Annotated in this window: 20 protein-coding genes, 1 tRNA gene and 5 pseudogenes; 19 read left to right on the top strand and 7 right to left on the bottom strand. The window is 46.0% G+C overall.

The genetic code is table 11. The features are described from left to right. Positions 1-60: 60 nt before the first annotated feature. The 6 genes and pseudogenes from A7090_RS00130 to A7090_RS00160 all read left to right on the top strand — a co-directional run. Positions 61-639 (top strand): annotated as a pseudogene (locus A7090_RS00130) (IS630 family transposase); the annotation flags it as partial. A gap of 67 nt (positions 640-706) precedes the next feature. Then, positions 707-1,693: a type VI immunity family protein gene (locus tag A7090_RS00135; RefSeq protein WP_105272568.1), complete on the top strand. Its 987-nt coding sequence runs from the start codon at positions 707-709 to the stop codon at positions 1,691-1,693. 14 nt (positions 1,694-1,707) lie between these two features. Further along, the gene (locus tag A7090_RS00140) at positions 1,708-2,460 is read left to right on the top strand and encodes a DUF2169 family type VI secretion system accessory protein (protein ID WP_105272569.1); all 753 of its coding nucleotides are present in this window, start codon (positions 1,708-1,710) and stop codon (positions 2,458-2,460) included. 107 nt (positions 2,461-2,567) lie between these two features. Further along, positions 2,568-3,020, top strand: a pseudogene (locus tag A7090_RS00150) (ISAs1 family transposase); the annotation flags it as partial. 56 nt (positions 3,021-3,076) lie between these two features. Next, positions 3,077-3,859, top strand: a pseudogene (locus A7090_RS00155) (T6SS immunity protein Tli3 family protein); the annotation flags it as partial. A 374-nt stretch (positions 3,860-4,233) separates the two neighbouring features. Next, the gene (locus A7090_RS00160; protein WP_105272570.1) at positions 4,234-4,887 is read left to right on the top strand and encodes an EspJ family T3SS effector ADP-ribosyltransferase; all 654 of its coding nucleotides are present in this window, start codon (positions 4,234-4,236) and stop codon (positions 4,885-4,887) included. Positions 4,888-4,899: 12 nt separating this feature from the next. Here A7090_RS00160 and A7090_RS00165 read toward each other — a convergent pair whose 3' ends face one another. From A7090_RS00165 to A7090_RS00175, 3 genes are all read right to left on the bottom strand, one after another. Continuing rightward, positions 4,900-5,211 carry a hypothetical protein gene (locus A7090_RS00165; RefSeq protein WP_241957254.1) on the bottom strand — a complete coding sequence of 104 codons (312 nt, stop codon included), beginning with the start codon at positions 5,209-5,211 and terminating at the stop codon, positions 4,900-4,902. Between the two features lie 120 nt (positions 5,212-5,331). Next, positions 5,332-5,598, bottom strand: coding sequence for a hypothetical protein (locus tag A7090_RS00170; protein ID WP_241957255.1), 267 nt, complete (start codon positions 5,596-5,598; stop codon positions 5,332-5,334). A gap of 214 nt (positions 5,599-5,812) precedes the next feature. Next, on the bottom strand, positions 5,813-6,388 hold the full coding sequence (locus tag A7090_RS00175; RefSeq protein WP_105272571.1) for a T3SS effector NleG family protein: 576 nt from the start codon (positions 6,386-6,388) through the stop codon (positions 5,813-5,815). A 185-nt stretch (positions 6,389-6,573) separates the two neighbouring features. Between A7090_RS00175 and A7090_RS00180 the strand changes: the two are divergent. From A7090_RS00180 to A7090_RS26340, 4 genes and pseudogenes are all read left to right on the top strand, one after another. After that, a pseudogene (locus tag A7090_RS00180) lies at positions 6,574-6,816 on the top strand (integrase core domain-containing protein); the annotation flags it as partial. Positions 6,817-6,959: 143 nt separating this feature from the next. After that, entirely contained in the window at positions 6,960-7,991 is a 1,032-nt protein-coding gene (locus tag A7090_RS00185; RefSeq protein ID WP_105272572.1) for a non-LEE encoded effector protein NleB, read from the top strand. After that, the gene (locus A7090_RS00190; RefSeq protein ID WP_105272573.1) at positions 7,992-8,699 is read left to right on the top strand and encodes an NleE/OspZ family T3SS effector cysteine methyltransferase; all 708 of its coding nucleotides are present in this window, start codon (positions 7,992-7,994) and stop codon (positions 8,697-8,699) included. Positions 8,700-8,758: 59 nt separating this feature from the next. Then, positions 8,759-8,922: pseudogene (locus A7090_RS26340) on the top strand (integrase); the annotation flags it as partial. Positions 8,923-8,937: 15 nt separating this feature from the next. On the opposite strand, the gene A7090_RS00200 reads toward A7090_RS26340, so the two are convergent. Further along, positions 8,938-9,014 (bottom strand) — tRNA-Arg (locus A7090_RS00200). A gap of 270 nt (positions 9,015-9,284) precedes the next feature. On the opposite strand from A7090_RS00200, the gene folD reads away from it, so the two are divergent. The 3 genes from folD to A7090_RS00220 all read left to right on the top strand — a co-directional run bounded on the left by folD (position 9,285) and on the right by A7090_RS00220 (position 10,994). Next, positions 9,285-10,151 carry a bifunctional methylenetetrahydrofolate dehydrogenase/methenyltetrahydrofolate cyclohydrolase FolD gene (gene folD / locus A7090_RS00210; protein ID WP_105272575.1) on the top strand — a complete coding sequence of 289 codons (867 nt, stop codon included), beginning with the start codon at positions 9,285-9,287 and terminating at the stop codon, positions 10,149-10,151. A 1-nt stretch (position 10,152) separates the two neighbouring features. Next, positions 10,153-10,365, top strand: a complete 213-nt coding sequence (gene ybcJ / locus A7090_RS00215; protein WP_105272576.1) for a ribosome-associated protein YbcJ — start codon at positions 10,153-10,155, stop codon at positions 10,363-10,365. A gap of 107 nt (positions 10,366-10,472) precedes the next feature. Continuing rightward, positions 10,473-10,994, top strand: a complete 522-nt coding sequence (locus A7090_RS00220) for a metal-dependent hydrolase (protein WP_105272577.1) — start codon at positions 10,473-10,475, stop codon at positions 10,992-10,994. Between the two features lie 35 nt (positions 10,995-11,029). Here A7090_RS00220 and cysS read toward each other — a convergent pair whose 3' ends face one another. Then, positions 11,030-12,415 (bottom strand): cysteine--tRNA ligase, encoded by a 1,386-nt coding sequence (gene cysS, locus A7090_RS00225; RefSeq protein WP_000912345.1) that lies wholly within the window; start codon positions 12,413-12,415, stop codon positions 11,030-11,032. Positions 12,416-12,588: 173 nt separating this feature from the next. On the opposite strand from cysS, the gene ppiB reads away from it, so the two are divergent. From ppiB to purK, 5 genes are all read left to right on the top strand, one after another. After that, complete coding sequence (gene ppiB / locus A7090_RS00230; RefSeq protein WP_059225529.1) at positions 12,589-13,083, top strand: peptidylprolyl isomerase B; 495 nt, start codon at positions 12,589-12,591, stop codon at positions 13,081-13,083. A gap of 2 nt (positions 13,084-13,085) precedes the next feature. Further along, entirely contained in the window at positions 13,086-13,808 is a 723-nt protein-coding gene (lpxH, locus tag A7090_RS00235; RefSeq protein WP_105272578.1) for a UDP-2,3-diacylglucosamine diphosphatase, read from the top strand. Between the two features lie 110 nt (positions 13,809-13,918). Beyond that, a complete protein-coding gene (locus A7090_RS00240) occupies positions 13,919-14,248 on the top strand; it encodes a hypothetical protein (protein ID WP_105272579.1) in 330 nt (109 codons plus the stop codon). 95 nt (positions 14,249-14,343) lie between these two features. Further along, the gene (gene purE / locus A7090_RS00250) at positions 14,344-14,853 is read left to right on the top strand and encodes a 5-(carboxyamino)imidazole ribonucleotide mutase (protein ID WP_048948219.1); all 510 of its coding nucleotides are present in this window, start codon (positions 14,344-14,346) and stop codon (positions 14,851-14,853) included. Next, a complete protein-coding gene (gene purK, locus A7090_RS00255; RefSeq protein ID WP_105272580.1) occupies positions 14,850-15,917 on the top strand; it encodes a 5-(carboxyamino)imidazole ribonucleotide synthase in 1,068 nt (355 codons plus the stop codon). Before purE ends, purK begins: the two co-directional genes overlap by 4 nt. Here the strand turns inward: purK and A7090_RS26345 are convergent. Continuing rightward, positions 15,910-16,107, bottom strand: a complete 198-nt coding sequence (locus A7090_RS26345; protein WP_241957256.1) for a hypothetical protein — start codon at positions 16,105-16,107, stop codon at positions 15,910-15,912. The genes purK and A7090_RS26345 overlap by 8 nt on opposite strands. A 131-nt stretch (positions 16,108-16,238) precedes the next feature. Here A7090_RS26345 and mnmH point away from each other — a divergent pair, with 131 nt between their 5' ends. Beyond that, positions 16,239-17,345 (top strand): tRNA 2-selenouridine(34) synthase MnmH, encoded by a 1,107-nt coding sequence (gene mnmH / locus A7090_RS00265; RefSeq protein ID WP_105272581.1) that lies wholly within the window; start codon positions 16,239-16,241, stop codon positions 17,343-17,345. A gap of 51 nt (positions 17,346-17,396) precedes the next feature. Here the strand turns inward: mnmH and A7090_RS00270 are convergent, their stop codons facing one another. After that, positions 17,397-18,020 carry a DUF2931 family protein gene (locus A7090_RS00270; RefSeq protein ID WP_446718718.1) on the bottom strand — a complete coding sequence of 208 codons (624 nt, stop codon included), beginning with the start codon at positions 18,018-18,020 and terminating at the stop codon, positions 17,397-17,399. Positions 18,021-18,290: the final 270 nt, after the last annotated feature.

An 18,290-nucleotide genomic window follows, 5' to 3' on the forward strand; every position in this document is an offset into this window, starting at 1 on the left:
TGGACATTATTTTTGTAGAGCCGGAGGAAACAGACCAGACGGTTTAAATGAGCCGGTTACGAATATTATGAGGAACTGAAAACAACTGTGGGTGATGAACCGGTTCTTTTTATTGATGGAGTCCATCCGACTCAGGCCACTAAAATCAGCTATGGCTGGATACGTAAAGGCCAGAAAAAATCAGTAAAAACAACAGGCAGCCGCACACACCTGAATATCATGGGGGCGCTGGATCTGAAAGCCCCGGAACACCCGTTAATCTGCGAATATAAAACGATTAATGAGTACAATGTATCCCGTTTTTTCAATGAGATACGTAAGGTTTATCCTGATTATAACCAGAAAATCCACGTCATTCTGGATGGCGCAGGTTACCACCGTTCACAGTTAGTAAAAGACTGGGCAGAAGTGGTGAATATACAGCTCCATTATCTCCCACCGTACAGTCCAAACCTGAATCCGATAGAACGAATGTGGAAATTAATGAACGAACATGCCCGGAATAATCGCTACTTCAGCAGTACGCGAGAGTTCAGGGACGCAATATTTGAATTTTTCAGTCATACGCTGCCGGGTATAGCGGATTCTCTGGCATCCCGAATAAACGATCACTTTCAGGTACTCAAACCCGCATCTTGAGGTTTATTGGGTATATAGTGTTTTTTATTATAATGGCCATTCTTAATAGTATAAAAGGTGCCGCTGTATGTATAGTATAAATAAAATACAAGATATGTTAAATGATGAACAGATATTGACATTAGGCCAGTTAGATGATGTTGCTATTAGAGGCGTAAATGCAATAGCTGCAAGGATTAGTTTGGGCCTGGAAATGTATATTCCGCCGCGAGATACACATGTCCTTTATCCTCAGATGGCTGTATTGTTTGAGGATTATTACTCTCGCTTTTCATCAAAACTTAATTATTATGGTTCACCTCCTTCTGGTAGAATATTGAAGATTACATCAAAATTTTTGACCACAATGCGTAACAAACTGGAAAATTTTAATTACAATACTCAGTATAATCCTTATATTTTTTTTGATGATCAGTATCATGGTGAATTATTCAACGCTTCTCCGTGGAATGGCTTGTTCTGGGGGCGACCTGCGGAAGATAATAAACTTTCGGCTGTTTGGGCGACAATGTCGCTAAGGGATGATAATGGTAAGTTGCATATTGATTCACTTCTTGAAATGGCTTTCCAGTGGTGTAATCAGATACAGCCTGCACATGGAAATGCTGGGCTTTACTTCTGTCCCACTATTGGAAGAAGCGGGGCGAGTTATTATTACGCTTTGATGCAACGCCATCCTGGTATTGATTATATAAATAGAATTGATCTTATTCATGCAACTCAAGGATGTTTTAATCGCGTTAAAGGTGTTAACTGGTTGACTATTTTAAATGATGAAATTGTGGAGGAGCTTGGTGGTCTGGAGTATTGTAAGAAACAAATTGAGCCTGAGTGTTATATTGAGAAATGGAAAGGTGGTATTATTATAATAGCTGGGCCACTTCCCCAGTGTGGAGATACCTATAATAATTTTATCCCTGAGCGATACAAAAAAGTTGCCAAATTAATTCGTCCGGTGCGAGTCAATGATTATCGTGGTCGTAAATTCCTTAAACTCGATGCCCCTTTTGATAATGAAACGGAATTAAATAAATGGCTAAAGCGTTTTGATTAGCCGGAGAAGAAAATATGTGGCAGATAAAAAACCAGACGCCATATGCTGTAACCAGAGCCTGGGTTCGTGGCAGACAGGGGGAAGAAATCTGGACGGTGGCATTAAAAGCAACCTGGGATATACAGCCTGACGGTACGACAACTTTATCTGATACCCCGCAGCAAGTTAATGTTGGGCCAGTAATGAACCCTGATGGCAACACACTGTTATATGATACCGACCTTGGTCTTGTAAAAAATGCCACAGATATTATTCTGAACGGACATGCCATTGTACCTGATGGAAAATTTGCCACGTATGTGGTTGTGGGACTGAAAGTTGGCAGCGTTTTCCGACTTGCCCGAGTTTACGGCGACAGAGTGTGGAACGGTAAACGTTATAATGAACCGCAACCCTTCAATAAAATGCCTCTCAGTTACAACAAAATGAGCCGGGGCGATGATTTTCCGGCTTATAAGAGTGATTTTAATCCGGCAGGCATTACTGTTGACTCTGTGCCTGAAACCGGGATATCCGTTTTGCCCAATATTGAGTTCTATGGCGATGAGACAATGCCGGGATTTGGTGCAATACCCCGACACTGGCCGGGGCGACTGCAATTTGCCGGGACATATGATGACCGCTGGCAGAAAGAACAATCGCCATTACTGCCGGATGATCTGGATGAACGTTACTGGCAGCGTGCGCCTGCACCATTATATGCCGGAGGGCGACTGAAAGGCGGTGAAGTCAGGGAAAGATCATCAGAAGTACACTTTTCGTACTAAATAATTCGCATTTTATGTTCAACAATTGAGATATTCCTTATTACCTGAGGCTGTTTTTTATTGCTTATACATGTTCAAATACTCCTTACATAAATAAGGATAACAAAATGGATCTTAAAAAATTGATGGAACATATATCTATTATCCCCGATTACAGACAAGCCTGGAAAGTGGAACATAAATTGTCGGATATTCTTCTGTTGACTATTTGCGCGGTCATTTCTGGTGCAGAAGGCTGGGAAGATATAGAGGATTTTGGGGAAACACATCTCGATTTTTTGAAGCAATATGGTGATTTTGAAAATGGTATTCCTGTTCACGATACCATTGCCCGAGTTGTATCCTGTATCAGTCCTGCAAAATTTCACGAGTGCTTTATTAACGGAATGCGTGACTGCCATTCTTCAGATGATAAAGACGTCATCGCAATTGATGGAAAAACACTCCGGCACTCTTATAACAAGAGTCGCCGCAGGGGAGCGATTCATGTTATTAGTGCGTTCTCGACAATGCACAGTCTGGTCCTCGGGCAGATCAATGGCAAACCGGAAACTGCGGAAAAAATGGTGCTTCAGTGGGATATGCCGGAACCGCTGGACTGAATGGAGACGAGTTTATGAAAGCAAAAAGGCTTCTCATCATAACGGGGGCGTCGCTGTTAATTGCCTGTCACGCTGTTTCAGAACGTCGGCAACCACCAACGCAGGTGGTTTATCGTTTTGACGACCATCGTTACCTGGAACTGACAGGTTTTAACTGCGAGGGGGCACTCTGGTACACTGATACCCGGAAGGGTATACATACCGAGGTTACCAGTCAGTTTTATCGGGTTTTCACAAGAAAATATGTTCATCCATCGGAACGCTATATTTCTATCACTTATTGGGATGTGTCGGGATTTATCATTTCAAAAGATTATGGTAAAACCTGGCAAAATGCACGTTTTTCACCCGGAGGTGGGGCAGATCCTTATGGAAAAAAAATTCCTGAACGTAAAGACAGCTTCGGGATAACCTTTGTTGCAGGTGAAAATACAAATCCATTATACCAGGATGTTGTTTCATTTACTGTCGTTAACGATCAAGGTTTTATGCTGACTAAATGGGGGGATCTGTATATCAGCTCAAAACCGTTTGACGACCCCCGGCTTCAACCAGGGGGAGGCGGTATACCATATACTTACAAAGATGTTTATGGTGAACAACAGCATGATCGCCTGATGCCCGGTACCTCGGGTTTGAACTGGGGAGAAGAATACACCTCATGGAATTCAGTAGATAGTCCTGATCATTGGTCAACTGATGCACATAAACCCAACTGGCAGGGTATCCCCAATAAAGTCCCCGAAGTGAAAAATTACACCGGATGGGATCATATGCGCTGCGACCCTGATCTGGGGTTTACGAAAAATATGAAGTGGGAATATATTGATTGTATACTGATTACAGATTCTCCTGAGGGAGAATCTGCCCTGCTCCTTCTGCCAGGCAGTCTTACGCCACGATATATCACCAATCTTTCGGGCCACTATTAATCAATGAGTTAGATGCACTTAGTGACCTGCGACAAAACATGTAGCAAACTTTATGTATCTCTGTTTTGCTACACCACATCATCACACATTATGGCTATGCCTAACAAGAATCAATAATAAAATATAAAAATGACACAACTACTAGACAATTAACTGTAAACATGATAACAACTAATTTATTTTGTGCAATATAAGACTTCCCATCAAAAGTTCATCCATATGGAGACAAAGAATTTATCATGCCAATTATAAAGAACTGCTTATCATTAATTAGCAATACATTAAGAAACGAAAAAATATCATATTCCCTAACAAAAACAGAACGAACGGGAAAGATGTTAAATAAAAAAATAATCCCAACCCCCACACCGGTGAAACTATTATCATATCGAAATGCTGATTTAATAAAAGAAAATTACATTACAGAAAAAGTTTTATCTATTTTTAATATAAAACGAAATTACGTTGCTGTAAGAATCCAAAGTAATCAGTTTACCGATCTAAAAAACAATACAATTCAAGGACATAAAGAAACCGTTGCACAAGTTATTGACTGGTATAATCCACATAAAAATGCTTTTGATATGACTATAGGCACACCAAGACGCTCTGCTGATATAGCAAAGGAAGAATCCAGAAACGCTCTAAATTTCATGGTAATGGAAAAGAATATATTCAATGACAAGATACTCAACAGCAATGCCAACTTACAAAGAAAATACGATACAACAGAAGATAGTAGCTGGGTTGTAACCTCAATGGGTGAACTCCTTGATAAAGGTGCAAAAGTATACCCCGACATATCATGTTCTTTAAGATTGGGCGAGCCATTCATCATTACGCTTCCAGAATCAGTCAGACTGAATGTTAACATATACCCACTCAAAAAATAATCCTGAACGTTTTTATACAGGAAAATATGTCCACATCAAGGCTTCAACCTGATGCTCTCCTCCTGTCACAGGATAAACTTGTCTGTAAAAATCAAACTCCCCCAGCTCATTACCAACACCAATCAATTGAGTACAATTGCCATCTACAATAAATTTTTCCGCTGACGGAACCAAAATAAAGGCCTCTGGATGTTCATTGGGAAAGGTGTTAGCAAGAGTACGCTGAATATCCCTCTCCAGCAAAATCTCCTGAGTATTAGCGTAAAGCACTGGCGTAAGTTCATCTATGAAATCGCTACTATCTCTTGGGCGCATATGTATCATTGAATACTGCTGTTCTCCAGATTCTGATAATCCATGGCGAACAATGAGAACACTACAGCCGCTTTGCTGATTGGTTAGCCATAACGGTGAACTTTGCTGGATAGTTTGATAACTATCATTTCACCGGAGGCTTAAACACTGATTACTCAAACTTATGACTGCTGGTGCATCAAAGCGTTCCTGAGCATCTGTATCACGAATACCTGTAAACAGAATATGATCACTATTGGCCATATTAGTTTCCGTCTCTTTTAGCCTTAACAAGCCATCCTCTCTTATAATATCAACGGAAATAAAAGAGGTATCACCATGATGGGTATAACACTGAGGATTAAAAATTAGGTTTTCTTCCAGAAATCTCACAGGATCATTACGTATTTCAGCCATTATACACTGAAGCTCTGAACGATGCGGCACCAGAAAGCGCCCGGTATTTTGCGATATAATACTACTTACCTTTATTGTTTTCTCTCCAACTCATGAAAAATAACTCGCGCATCATATTATTTTACCCACCACTGGCACCCTCTGATTTTTTTGAGCGTCTGTGGTGTTTTATATAAAATATCGAAAATCAATATTATTTCATGCAAAAAATATTTTAACTATCTTTTATAATGAAGTTCCCTTTTAAGGGGTCATACGCACACTCGTCAGGTCTCACAATCATTGCTGCGGTTATTGGCTCTCGTGTCAGTGGGTGAACTGAACCTTCATTAACCACGCGAGAAAATGACTCACAATCAAATACTGTGCAGATTTGCGAACCCTCGGAGTTTTTGATTAAGACTCCTTCCCTTGGCTCTTCCAATGTAATTGGGCATCGAACTGCACTAGATGGGCACTGAAGGCTCTCTGTATTAACAGGAAACTTACATTGCAATATTTTGTCCTGAATACTCTCTTGCTGTTGTGTTTCACCTGAGTCTGAAAGCATATTTAACATTCTCACCCTGAGCGCTTCAGGACCACTATTAAGTCCTGTAAGCAATAATGAAGAAAGCAAGCTGTTATTGCCCTCATTCGTCAGAAAGAGATCATCCGTTTCATTATATGTGATACTAACCCTCTCTCCTCCCAATGTAATAACTCCATGACCACTGGTGATTATTTGAGCACGAAGACTCTCGATTCCAGTATTGAATGAAGATGAGTTAATACCTGAGATTAATGGCATAACAAAACTCCCTATTTTAATATGAACTCCAAACTTAAATAGCTGTAACAAACATCATCCTGACATGACAACAAAAAACTGGAAATAAACTCTTTTTTTTGTGTATCTGGCAACTCATTCATCCTTTCAGCATCCTGTCAGACGAACGTTTACGAACTATAACGCAGGTTTTACCGACCACTCGAGTTAGTCGGCGAGGAAACTGCTGGGATAACAGTCCCATGGAACGCTTCTTCCGCAGTCTGAAAACAGAATGAGTACCGACGGATGGTTACGCAGGCAAGGACGAGGCCCGGCAGCAAATTAATGGTTGCATATTGAACTACGACAACAGCGTCAGACCTCACTATTATAACGGTGGGCTGACGCCAGAAGAGTCAGAGAACAGATACCGTTTTTACTGTAAAACCGTGGCCAATATTACTTGACCACGACAGTCTGGGAATACAGGGGGAAGTCCATGCCGGTCTCTGTTCTTTTCAAAACTGCAGAGGTCAGCTTTGTCCGTAAATAATGTTATAGTATGATTTTTTGTATCTTACTGAAACACTGTAACCAGCCAGAGAATTCTATGTTATCTCCATTACATGTAGCTCAATCTCATTTCACCGGAGAGTACTCTTCACAAACCAGCACCTCTCCCCAGACAGTATCTTTTGCCGGGAAAGAATACCCACTGAAAGCGATAGATGAAAACACACCTATACTTTTTCAATGGTTTGAAGCGAATCCGAAGCGCTATGGGCATAATGAGGTACCAATATTGAATACTAAAGAACACCCATATCTAAATAATATTATACATGCGTCTAAAATAGAAAATGAGCGAGTAATAGGTATACTGGTTGATGGGGATTTTACAGCCGAACAGAAAAATGCGCTTCTCCAGCTTGAATGCGACTATCAAAATATAAAAGTGATTTTTCGGAAAGATGTTGACTTTAGCATGTATGATAAATGCCTTTCCGAAATTTATCTTGAAAACATTCGTAAGCAAGAGTCTCTTCCGGAGAAAAACAGGGATAATTATCTACTGAGTTTGCTAAAAGACGAGCTGAATAATATCTCTGATGACAGTGACTCTTTGACTAAATTCTATGCAGAAAAGAAAGACCATACATGGTTTGATTTTTTTAGAAATTTAGCAGTATTGAAAGCGGGTAGTTTATTTACTGAATCAGGTAAAGCAGGATGTGGTAATGTGTCACCCGGCGGAGGGTGTATATATCTTGATGCAGATATGGTCCTTACCGGCAAGTTAGGTGTCCTGCATGTAGCTGATGGTATTGCAGTGCATGTTGCTAATAATAATGGGGAGAAAAGTATTGAAAATGGTGCGATAGTTGTTGATCGCAGTAATCACCCCGCCTTACTTGCTGGTCTTGAAATTATGAAGGACAAAGTAGATGCACATCCATATTATGATGGCCTTGGAAAGGGGATAAGGCAACACTTTAATTATTCATCATTGCAAAATTATAATGATTTTTGTGACTTCATAGAGTTTAAACATAAAAATATTTTGCCAAATACCAGTATGTATTCTGGTAGTTCATGGAAAAACCCATGTTCTTATGATATGACCAACATTATGGATATATAAATGATAAGCACCAGTACAGATGTTCAGAGAATACTTTCTACAAATACCACAAAGACTGAAGATGTTGTGAGGAACATTTATCCACAAGTTAGTAGTGATTTCTTTAATGAACCGCCAAATATATACGATAAAAAATATATATCTGGTGTAAACAGAGGTGAGGCGATGTTTAAGGAGGAGTTTATAAATGAGAAAGCCAGACACCTTGATTATATAAAAACGATGTGTGCTCCATGCCCTGAGAACTTTCAGCCTATTTCCAGAGACGAAGCGAATACTTCAGAAGGAAGTTGGCTAACAGTTATATCTGGAAAACGTTCAATGGGGGAGTTTTCTGTTGACTCTTTATACGCTCCTGTTCTACATGCATTATCTGAACTTCCATTTATTAATTGCAAAATATTTCCAAAAGAAAATAATGCATTTTTGTATATTGTTATTATATATAGAAACGATACTCCCCAGGGAGAGCTACGGGCAGATCGGTACATAGAGCTATATCGTGAAAAAAGAGAGATTATGCAGAACCTAACTGGCGCAACTCCAGAGTTAAAGGCTGTTAAGTCTGAGCTTGTTATTGCGCGTGAAATGGGAGAGCTTTTTGGGTACAAACGAGAAGAAATAGATAACTATATGAAACAAATGAGTGACAGACTTGAGCAAATCATGATGAGACAGTCTGCCCCAGTCTTTCATACCAACAGGTGACTCAGGGGCTTGAAGCTCAACCGTACGTTGAGACTATTTTTTGACAAATTAGTAAACAACTGCAGGAGTATTTAAGATGGGGAGCCATAGAAATGATGCGTAGATATGCTCACCTTGCGCCTAATCATTTGACGGAGTACGCGAGGAAAATAGACGACATTCTGGTGATGATGTCCCAAATATGTCCTACTCTGGAATTATGGAAGAAATAAAGAAGGTGTAACTAATTGAATTTTGATGGCGCGCCCTGCAGGATTCGAACCTGCGGCCCACGACTTAGAAGGTCGTTGCTCTATCCAACTGAGCTAAGGGCGCGTTGATACCACAATGTGCTGCAATCGCGTGAATTATACGGTCAACCTTTGCTGAGTCAATGGCTTTTGAATCGGTTGCTGAACAAGTGTACGACCGCATCTGATGTCGCTCACTACAGCAGCAAACCAACGACGGTTATCATTTTGATTGTGAGTCAGCCAGGTACAGAAGGTTTTGCTTTTCAGAAAACGAAACCTGACAGCGCGTCCCGCTTCTGACAAAATAGGTGCATCCCCTTCGACCTACGTAACAGATGGAATCCTCTCTCTGATGGCAGCAAAGATTATTGACGGTAAAACGATTGCGCAGCAGGTGCGCTCTGAAGTAGCTCAAAAAGTTCAGGCGCGTATTGCTGCCGGACTGCGGGCACCGGGACTGGCCGTTGTGCTGGTGGGTAGTAACCCTGCATCGCAAATTTATGTCGCAAGCAAACGTAAGGCTTGTGAAGAAGTCGGATTTGTCTCCCGCTCTTATGACCTCCCGGAAACCACCAGCGAAGCGGAACTGCTGGAGCTCATCGATGAGCTGAATGCCGACAACACCATCGATGGTATTCTGGTTCAACTGCCGTTACCGGCGGGTATTGATAACGTCAAAGTGCTGGAACGAATTCACCCGGATAAAGACGTGGATGGTTTCCATCCTTATAACGTCGGTCGTCTGTGCCAGCGCGCGCCGCGTCTGCGTCCCTGCACCCCGCGCGGTATCGTCACGCTGCTTGAGCGTTACAACATTGATACCTTCGGCCTCAACGCCGTGGTGATTGGCGCATCGAATATCGTCGGTCGCCCAATGAGCATGGAACTGTTGCTCGCAGGTTGCACCACCACCGTGACTCACCGCTTCACCAAAAATCTGCGTCATCACGTAGAAAATGCCGATCTGTTGATCGTCGCCGTCGGTAAGCCTGGCTTTATTCCCGGTGACTGGATCAAAGAAGGCGCAATTGTGATTGATGTCGGCATCAACCGTCTGGAAAATGGCAAAGTTGTGGGTGACGTAGTGTTTGAAGACGCGGCTAAGCGCGCGTCTTACATTACTCCGGTTCCCGGCGGCGTCGGCCCGATGACGGTTGCCACGCTGATTGAAAACACGCTACAGGCGTGCGTTGAGTATCATGATCCACAGGGTGAGTAACATGGCGACATTTTCTTTAGGTAAACACCCGCACGTTGAACTGTGCGACTTGCTGAAACTGGAAGGCTGGAGCGAAAGCGGCGCGCAGGCGAAAATCTCGATTGCCGAAGGCCAGGTGAAAGTCGACGGTGCGGTTGAAACGCGCAAACGCTGCAAAATCGTCGCCGGTCAGACAGTGAGTTTTGCAGGTCACAGCGTACAGGTTGTTGCCTGATCCCTTTCCCGGCCTGTATCAACAGGCCGGTTTTCTTTTCAGACTTTTGCCCTCTACGCCCCGTTCATCCAAGCTGATAGCATCGACATTTTGCCGAAGCGATCATCATGCCAACCGTTATTACGCACGCCGCCGTTCCCCTTTGCATTGGTTTAGGATTGGGTTCGAAAGTCATCCCTCCGCGCCTGTTATTTGCCGGAGTCGTCCTTGCCATGCTGCCCGATGCCGACGTATTGTCGTTTAAATTTGGCATTGCTTACGGCAATGTTTTTGGTCATCGCGGGTTTACCCACTCGCTGCTTTTTGCTTTCGTGGTTCCGCTACTGTGCGTGCTGATTGGCCGACGATGGTTCCGGGCAGGGCTAATTCGCTGCTGGCTGTTTTTAACCGTATCGCTGTTGTCACACAGTTTACTGGATTCGATAACCACAGGCGGTAAAGGCGTAGGCTGGTTGTGGCCATGGTCAGATGCACGCTTTTTCGCTCCCTGGCAAGTGATAAAAGTCGCGCCGTTCGCGTTGTCGAGTTACACCACGCCGTACGGACATCAGGTGATTATTTCCGAATTGATGTGGGTATGGTTGCCGGGGATGATGCTGATGGGAATGTTGTGGTGGAGCAGGCGATAACCGGATGCGAGAACTCGCATCCGGCAATAGCACAATTACTTACGACGCCAGGTGGTCCCTTGCGGGCCATCTTCCAGCACGATCCCCATCTCGTTAAGACGGTCACGCGCCGCATCTGCCGCCGCCCAGTCTTTCGCTTTACGGGCATCCAGACGCTGCTGAATTAACGCTTCAATCTCAGCCACTTCGCTGTCGTCTGCCTGCGCGCCGCTTTGCAGGAACGCTTCCGGTTCTTGCTCCAGCAGGCCCAATACAGCAGAAAGTTTACGCAGATGAGATGCCATTGCATTCGCCGCTGCCATATCTTCTGCTTTCAGACGGTTCACTTCACGCGCCATATCAAACAGCACGGAATAGGCTTCCGGGGTGTTGAAATCGTCGTCCATCGCTTCAATAAAGCGTGCTTCAAACGCCTCGCCACCGGCAGGAGCAACGGTTTTGTCTGTGCCACGCAGCGCAGTGTAGAGACGCTCCAGCGCCGCACGCGCCTGCTTCAGGTTCTCTTCGCTGTAGTTCAGCTGGCTGCGATAATGACCCGACATCAGGAAGTAACGCACGGTTTCGGCGTCGTAGTATTTCAGCACATCGCGCACGGTGAAGAAGTTGCCCAGCGATTTGGACATCTTCTCTCGGTCAACCATCACCATCCCGGAGTGCATCCAGTAGTTCACATACTGACCATCATGAGCACAGGTGGACTGAGCGATTTCGTTCTCGTGGTGTGGGAACATCAGATCCGAACCGCCGCCGTGGATATCAAAGTGGTTACCCAGCTGCTTGCAGTTCATTGCCGAACATTCAATGTGCCAGCCTGGACGGCCTGCCCCCCACGGAGACGGCCAGCTCGGTTCGCCCTCTTTCGACATCTTCCACAGAACGAAGTCCATCGGGTTGCGTTTGTCATCGACCACGTCCACGCGCGCGCCTGCCTGCAGCTGGTCGAGATCCTGACGCGACAGCACACCATAAGTTGGATCGGTCGGTACGTCAAACATCACGTCGCCGTTGTCCGCTACATAAGCGTGACCTTTGGCGATCAGTTGTTCGGTGAGTTCAATAATTTCTGCGATATGGTGCGTCGCACGCGGCTCCATATCCGGGCGCAGAATGTTCAAAGCATCAAAATCTTTGTGCATTTCGGCGATCATGCGATCCACCAGCGCCACAAAACTTTCGCCATTTTCATTGGCGCGCTTGATGATTTTGTCGTCGATATCGGTAATGTTGCGCACATACTTCAGCTTATAGCCGAGGAAACGCAGGTAGCGCGCGACCACGTCAAAGGCAACAAAGGTACGCCCGTGACCGATATGACAGAGATCGTAAACGGTGATTCCACACACGTACATGCCGACTTCCCCGGCGTGAATAGGCTTAAATTCCTCTTTTTGGCGTGTCAGAGTATTGAAGATTTTTAGCATCGAAGATTCCGTTTAGACATGTGTGGGTAATTGAGTTGCGTATAATACCCATATTTCCCGCGCGAATCAGCATACATTGCGTGATGATCCGATCGTGCGGTTATGCTATAACTCCCCCCTATATATGACCCGAACCGGGTTGAAGCACCAATCAAACGGAACAGGATGCAAAAATGGTTACTTTTCACACTAATCACGGCGATATTGTCATCAAGACTTTTGACGATAAAGCACCTGAAACAGTTAAAAACTTCCTGGACTACTGCCGCGAAGGTTTTTACAACAACACCATTTTCCACCGTGTTATCAACGGCTTTATGATTCAGGGCGGTGGTTTTGAGCCGGGCATGAAGCAAAAAACCACCAAAGAACCGATCAAAAACGAAGCCAACAACGGTCTGAAAAACACCCGTGGTACGCTGGCAATGGCCCGTACTCAGGCACCGCACTCTGCAACTGCGCAGTTCTTCATCAACGTGGTTGATAACGACTTCCTGAACTTCTCTGGCGAAAGCCTGCAAGGTTGGGGCTACTGCGTGTTTGCTGAAGTGGTTGAAGGCATGGACGTAGTAGACAAAATCAAAGGTGTCGCAACTGGTCGTAGCGGTATGCACCAGGACGTGCCAAAAGAAGACGTTATCATTGAAAGCGTGACCGTTAGCGAGTAATCGTGGCGACACTCTTTATTGCAGATCTTCATCTCTGCGAGGAAGAACCGGCGATCACCGCCGGTTTTCTGCGTTTTTTAGCGGGAGAAGCCCGCAAGGCCGACGCACTGTATATTCTTGGCGATCTGTTTGAAGCGTGGATTGGCGACGACGATCCCAACCCTCTTCATCGCCAGATGGCAGCAGCGATCAAAGCGGTATCCGATTCCGGCGTTCCCTGTTATTTCATTCATGGCAACCGTGATTTTCTGCTCGGCAAACGCTTTGCCCGTGAAAGCGGCATGACGTTATTGCCGGAAGAAAAGGTGCTCGAACTTTATGGTCGTCGGGTGTTGATTATGCATGGCGACACGCTGTGCACTGACGATGTGGGTTATCAGGCTTTTCGCGCCAAAGTCCACACCCCCTGGCTGCAAATGCTATTCCTCGCCCTGCCGTTGTTTGTGCGCAAACGTATTGCCGCGCGGATGCGAGCGAACAGCAAAGAAGCCAACAGCAGTAAATCGCTGGCGATCATGGACGTTAACCAAAACGCGGTGGTCAGTGCGATGGAAAAGCATCAGGTGCAATGGTTGATTCACGGGCATACCCATCGCCCGGCGGTCCATGAACTTATCGCCAATCAACAACCTGCTTTTCGCGTGGTACTGGGTGCGTGGCATACAGAAGGTTCGATGGTGAAAGTCACAGCGGATGATGTTGAGCTAATCCATTTTCCTTTCTGACCACGAATGGACAGATTCTGAAAAAGCACCGAACTAACGCAACCTGTATATCTTTTTTAAAATCAGCAAGGTAATAATCTCTGAGTGAAATAACAACAGGGAATATTATTATGCAACGCTGCAACGGATTTTTGATTTCTGGCATCGCCCTTACGGCAGGAGCGCCACTGTGTATTAGCTGGTTCGGTCTTGTCGGCTTCTATTTTGGCGCATTGTCACTGGTAGCTGCGGCGGTCATTTCCTGGATAGTCTATTTCTGGCTCATTTATTTAGTACTCACCCGCCCCCATAACCAACGCTTTGTAGAAAGATTTATATTGATTGTCGGTATTTGCTTTTTGCCATGGAGCATTGTGTTGATATGGGCATTCTTTGCCAGTTCAGCCAGAGCGCATAATCAACACGCAGAACAAATTAAAAACTCAACAACTGACGGTTAATTCCGCCTACGCAACCGTTTTCCTTGCTCTCTTTCCGTGCTATTCTCTGTGCCCTCTAAAGCCGAGAGTTGTGCACCACAGGAGTTTTAAGACGCATGTCTTCCCGCAATAATCCGGCGCGTGTCGCCATCGTGATGGGGTCCAAAAGCGACTGGGCTACCATGCAGTTCGCCGCCGAAATCTTCGAAATCCTGAATGTCCCGCACCACGTTGAAGTGGTTTCTGCTCACCGCACTCCCGATAAACTGTTCAGCTTCGCCGAAAGCGCCGAAGAGAATGGTTATCAGGTAATTATTGCGGGCGCGGGTGGCGCAGCGCACCTGCCAGGCATGATTGCCGCCAAAACGCTGGTGCCAGTGTTGGGCGTGCCAGTACAGAGCGCCGCACTAAGCGGTGTCGATAGCCTCTACTCCATCGTACAAATGCCGCGCGGCATTCCGGTGGGTACGCTGGCGATTGGTAAAGCTGGCGCGGCAAACGCGGCGTTACTGGCGGCACAAATTCTTGCGACTCATGATAAAGAACTGCACCAGCGTCTGAATGACTGGCACAAAGCACAAACTGATGAAGTGCTGGAAAACCCGGACCCGCGAGGTGCGGCATGAAACAGGTTTGCGTCCTCGGTAACGGGCAGTTAGGCCGTATGTTGCGTCAGGCAGGCGAACCGTTAGGCATTGCTGTCTGGCCGGTCGGGCTGGACGCTGAACCGGCAGCAGTGCCTTTTCAACAAAGCGTGATTACCGCTGAGATCGAACGTTGGCCGGAAACCGCATTAACCCGCGAGCTGGCGCGCCATCCAGCCTTTGTGAACCGCGATGTGTTCCCGATTATTGCCGACCGTCTGACTCAGAAGCAGCTTTTCGACAAGCTTCACCTGCCGACCGCACCGTGGCAATTACTTGCCGATCGCAGCGAGTGGCCTGCGGTGTTTGATCGTTTAGGTGAGCTGGCGATTGTTAAACGTCGCACTGGTGGCTATGACGGTCGCGGTCAATGGCGTTTGCGTGCCGATGAAACCGAACAGTTACCGGCTGAATGCTACGGTGAATGTATTGTCGAGCAGGGCATTAACTTCTCTGGCGAAGTGTCGCTGGTTGGCGCGCGCGGCTTTGACGGCAGCACAGTGTTTTATCCGCTGACGCATAACCTGCATCAGGACGGTATTTTGCGCACCAGCGTCGCTTTCCCGCAGGCCAACGCGCAGCAGCAGGCGCAGGCCGAAGAGATGCTGTCGGCGATTATGCAAGAGCTGGGCTATGTGGGCGTGATGGCGATGGAGTGTTTTGTCACGCCGCAAGGTCTGCTGATCAACGAACTGGCTCCGCGTGTGCATAACAGTGGTCACTGGACGCAAAACGGTGCCAGCATTAGCCAGTTTGAGCTGCATCTGCGGGCGATTACCGACCTGCCGTTACCACAACCGGTAGTGAATAGTCCGTCGGTGATGATCAACCTGATTGGTAGCGATGTGAATTATGACTGGCTGAAACTGCCGCTGGTGCATCTGCACTGGTACGACAAAGAAGTCCGTCCGGGCCGTAAAGTGGGACATTTGAATTTGACCGACAGCGACACATCGCGTCTGACCGCGACGCTGGAAGCATTAATCCCGCTGCTGCCGCCGGAGTATGCCAGCGGCGTGGTGTGGGCGCAGAATAAGTTCAATTAATCAGGTACTTGCTTCTTGCCGGATGCGGCGTAAACGCCTTATCCGGCCTACGGGAACAGTGATCTTTGTAGGTCGGATAAGCCGCATCAGCGGCGCATCCGATACAAATGCCAGATATGGCATTCCCCCCAACCAACACGTCCTGCGGCCCGTTACCGTGGTCAATCGCCAACTGATAGATACGAGCCAAACGTGCCAGCGCAGGCCGGAAATCAGCGGATTTTTAGAAATTTTCGGCAATCCACGCAGTTAAAAATCAAGTTTCCTTGCGCGTTGGCGCGTAAAATAGCGTGCAAGCTGATTTGAGGTTCACTTTTAACTATGCAAGAGAGACACACGGAACAGGACTATCGTGCCCTGCTGATTGCTGATACGCCCATTATTGATGTTCGCGCCCCCATCGAGTTTGAGCAAGGCGCAATGCCCGCCGCTATCAATCTGCCGTTAATGAATAACGATGAACGCGCCGCCGTTGGCACCTGCTATAAACAGCAAGGGCCAGACGCGGCGCTGGCACTGGGGCATAAACTGGTGGCGGGTGAAATTCGTCAGCAGCGCATGGACGCCTGGTGGGCAGCGTGCCTGCAAAACCCGCAAGGTATTCTCTGCTGCGCTCGTGGCGGTCAACGTTCACATATTGTGCAAAGCTGGTTGCATGCAGCGGGGATTGATTATCCGCTGGTGAAGGGGGGTTATAAGGTACTGCGCCAGACCGCGATTCAGGCGACCATTGAACTGTCACAAAAACCGATAGTGCTGATTGGCGGTTGTACCGGCAGCGGTAAAACGCGGTTAGTGCAGCACCAGCCGAACGGTGTTGATCTGGAAGGGCTGGCGCGTCATCGCGGCTCGGCGTTTGGTCGCACGTTACAACCACAACTTACCCAGGCGAGTTTTGAAAACCTGCTGGCTACCGAAATGCTAAAAACCGACGCCCGTCAGGATTTGCGCTTGTGGGTGCTGGAAGATGAAAGCCGGATGATCGGTTCGAATCACCTGCCGGAATGTCTGCGCGAGCGAATGACTCAGGCGGCGATTGCGGTGATAGAAGATCCGTTTGAGATCCGTCTTGAACGCCTGAATGAAGAGTATTTCCTGCGTATGCATCATGACTTTACCCACGTTTATGGTGATGAGCAGGGCTGGCAAGAATATTGCGAATATCTGCATCATGGTCTTTCGGCGATTAAACGTCGGCTGGGGCTACAGCGATATAACGAACTGGCTGCCCGGCTGAATGCGGCGCTGGCAACGCAACTCGCAACCGGCAGCACTGATGGTCATTTGGCCTGGCTAGTGCCACTGCTTGAAGAGTATTACGACCCGATGTATCGCTATCAGCTTGAGAAAAAAGCGGAAAAAGTTGTTTTTCGCGGTGAGTGGGCGGAAGTGGCAGAGTGGGTTAAGACTTATGCCTGTGGTTATTAACCCACAAAAATGCTTTTCCGTTCCTCTTTAAGAAATTGTGCAACTGGTTAACTACCAGTTGCCGTAGGGATATTTTTTATCTTTGATAAAGTTTTTTGTACTTTCCGGATAAGAATACCCACGCGTATAGACACTTCGGCCTTTACACATCTCCATTTTTTCACCTGAAACTGTTTCTATCAGAATCTGCTTATCCGTCAGGCGAATATTGGGTTTGTCATGTTTCTCCAGCCATACTCCAATTTTCCCCTCCGGAGCCAGACCGATTAACAGATACCGCAGATAATACTTTTCACTGCCACTGCCAGGTGGTGAATAAGGTGTGAGCATCAATTTCCAGACTTCTCCCGCAAGCGTTATCCAGGTCTCATACATTTTTTTGTCGATCACTGAGTCCCAACAGAAATGGATAGACATAGGGGGGTTTTTGGCTTTATTGAATGCCGTCATTCCACCACTAAGATTTTCCTGCCATTGTCCTATTGTTGTTGAGACAGGGATAGTGCCATCCAGCGTTCTGAACTGATAATAGATGCCATCAGTATCTAATAATTCCACATAGGTGACTTCTGCTGGCAAGGAATTAGGGTAGAAAAAATTGAAATACCATTCATCATAGGGTGCAAGCAGTGATATTTTTTCTTTCGCTGTTGTCTGGACTGATCCGGCTATCATTAACGCAATGGTTAATCTATAAATTATTTTAGCTATTATTTTCATTGTTACTTACCAGTTACCATAGGGATATTTTTTATCTTTGATAAAGTTTTTTGTACTTTCCGGATAAGAATACCCATGTTTATAGGCACTTCGGCCGTTACACATTTCCATTTTTTCACCTGAAACCGTTTCTATCAGAATCTGCTTATCCGTCAGGCGAATAGTAAGCGTGCAGCAAGAACCGTATTGACGGGGATGTGTTATTCAGTCGGCAGTGCTACGCGC

Source organism: Escherichia sp. MOD1-EC7003, assembly GCF_002965065.1.
Taxonomy (GTDB): domain Bacteria; phylum Pseudomonadota; class Gammaproteobacteria; order Enterobacterales; family Enterobacteriaceae; genus Escherichia.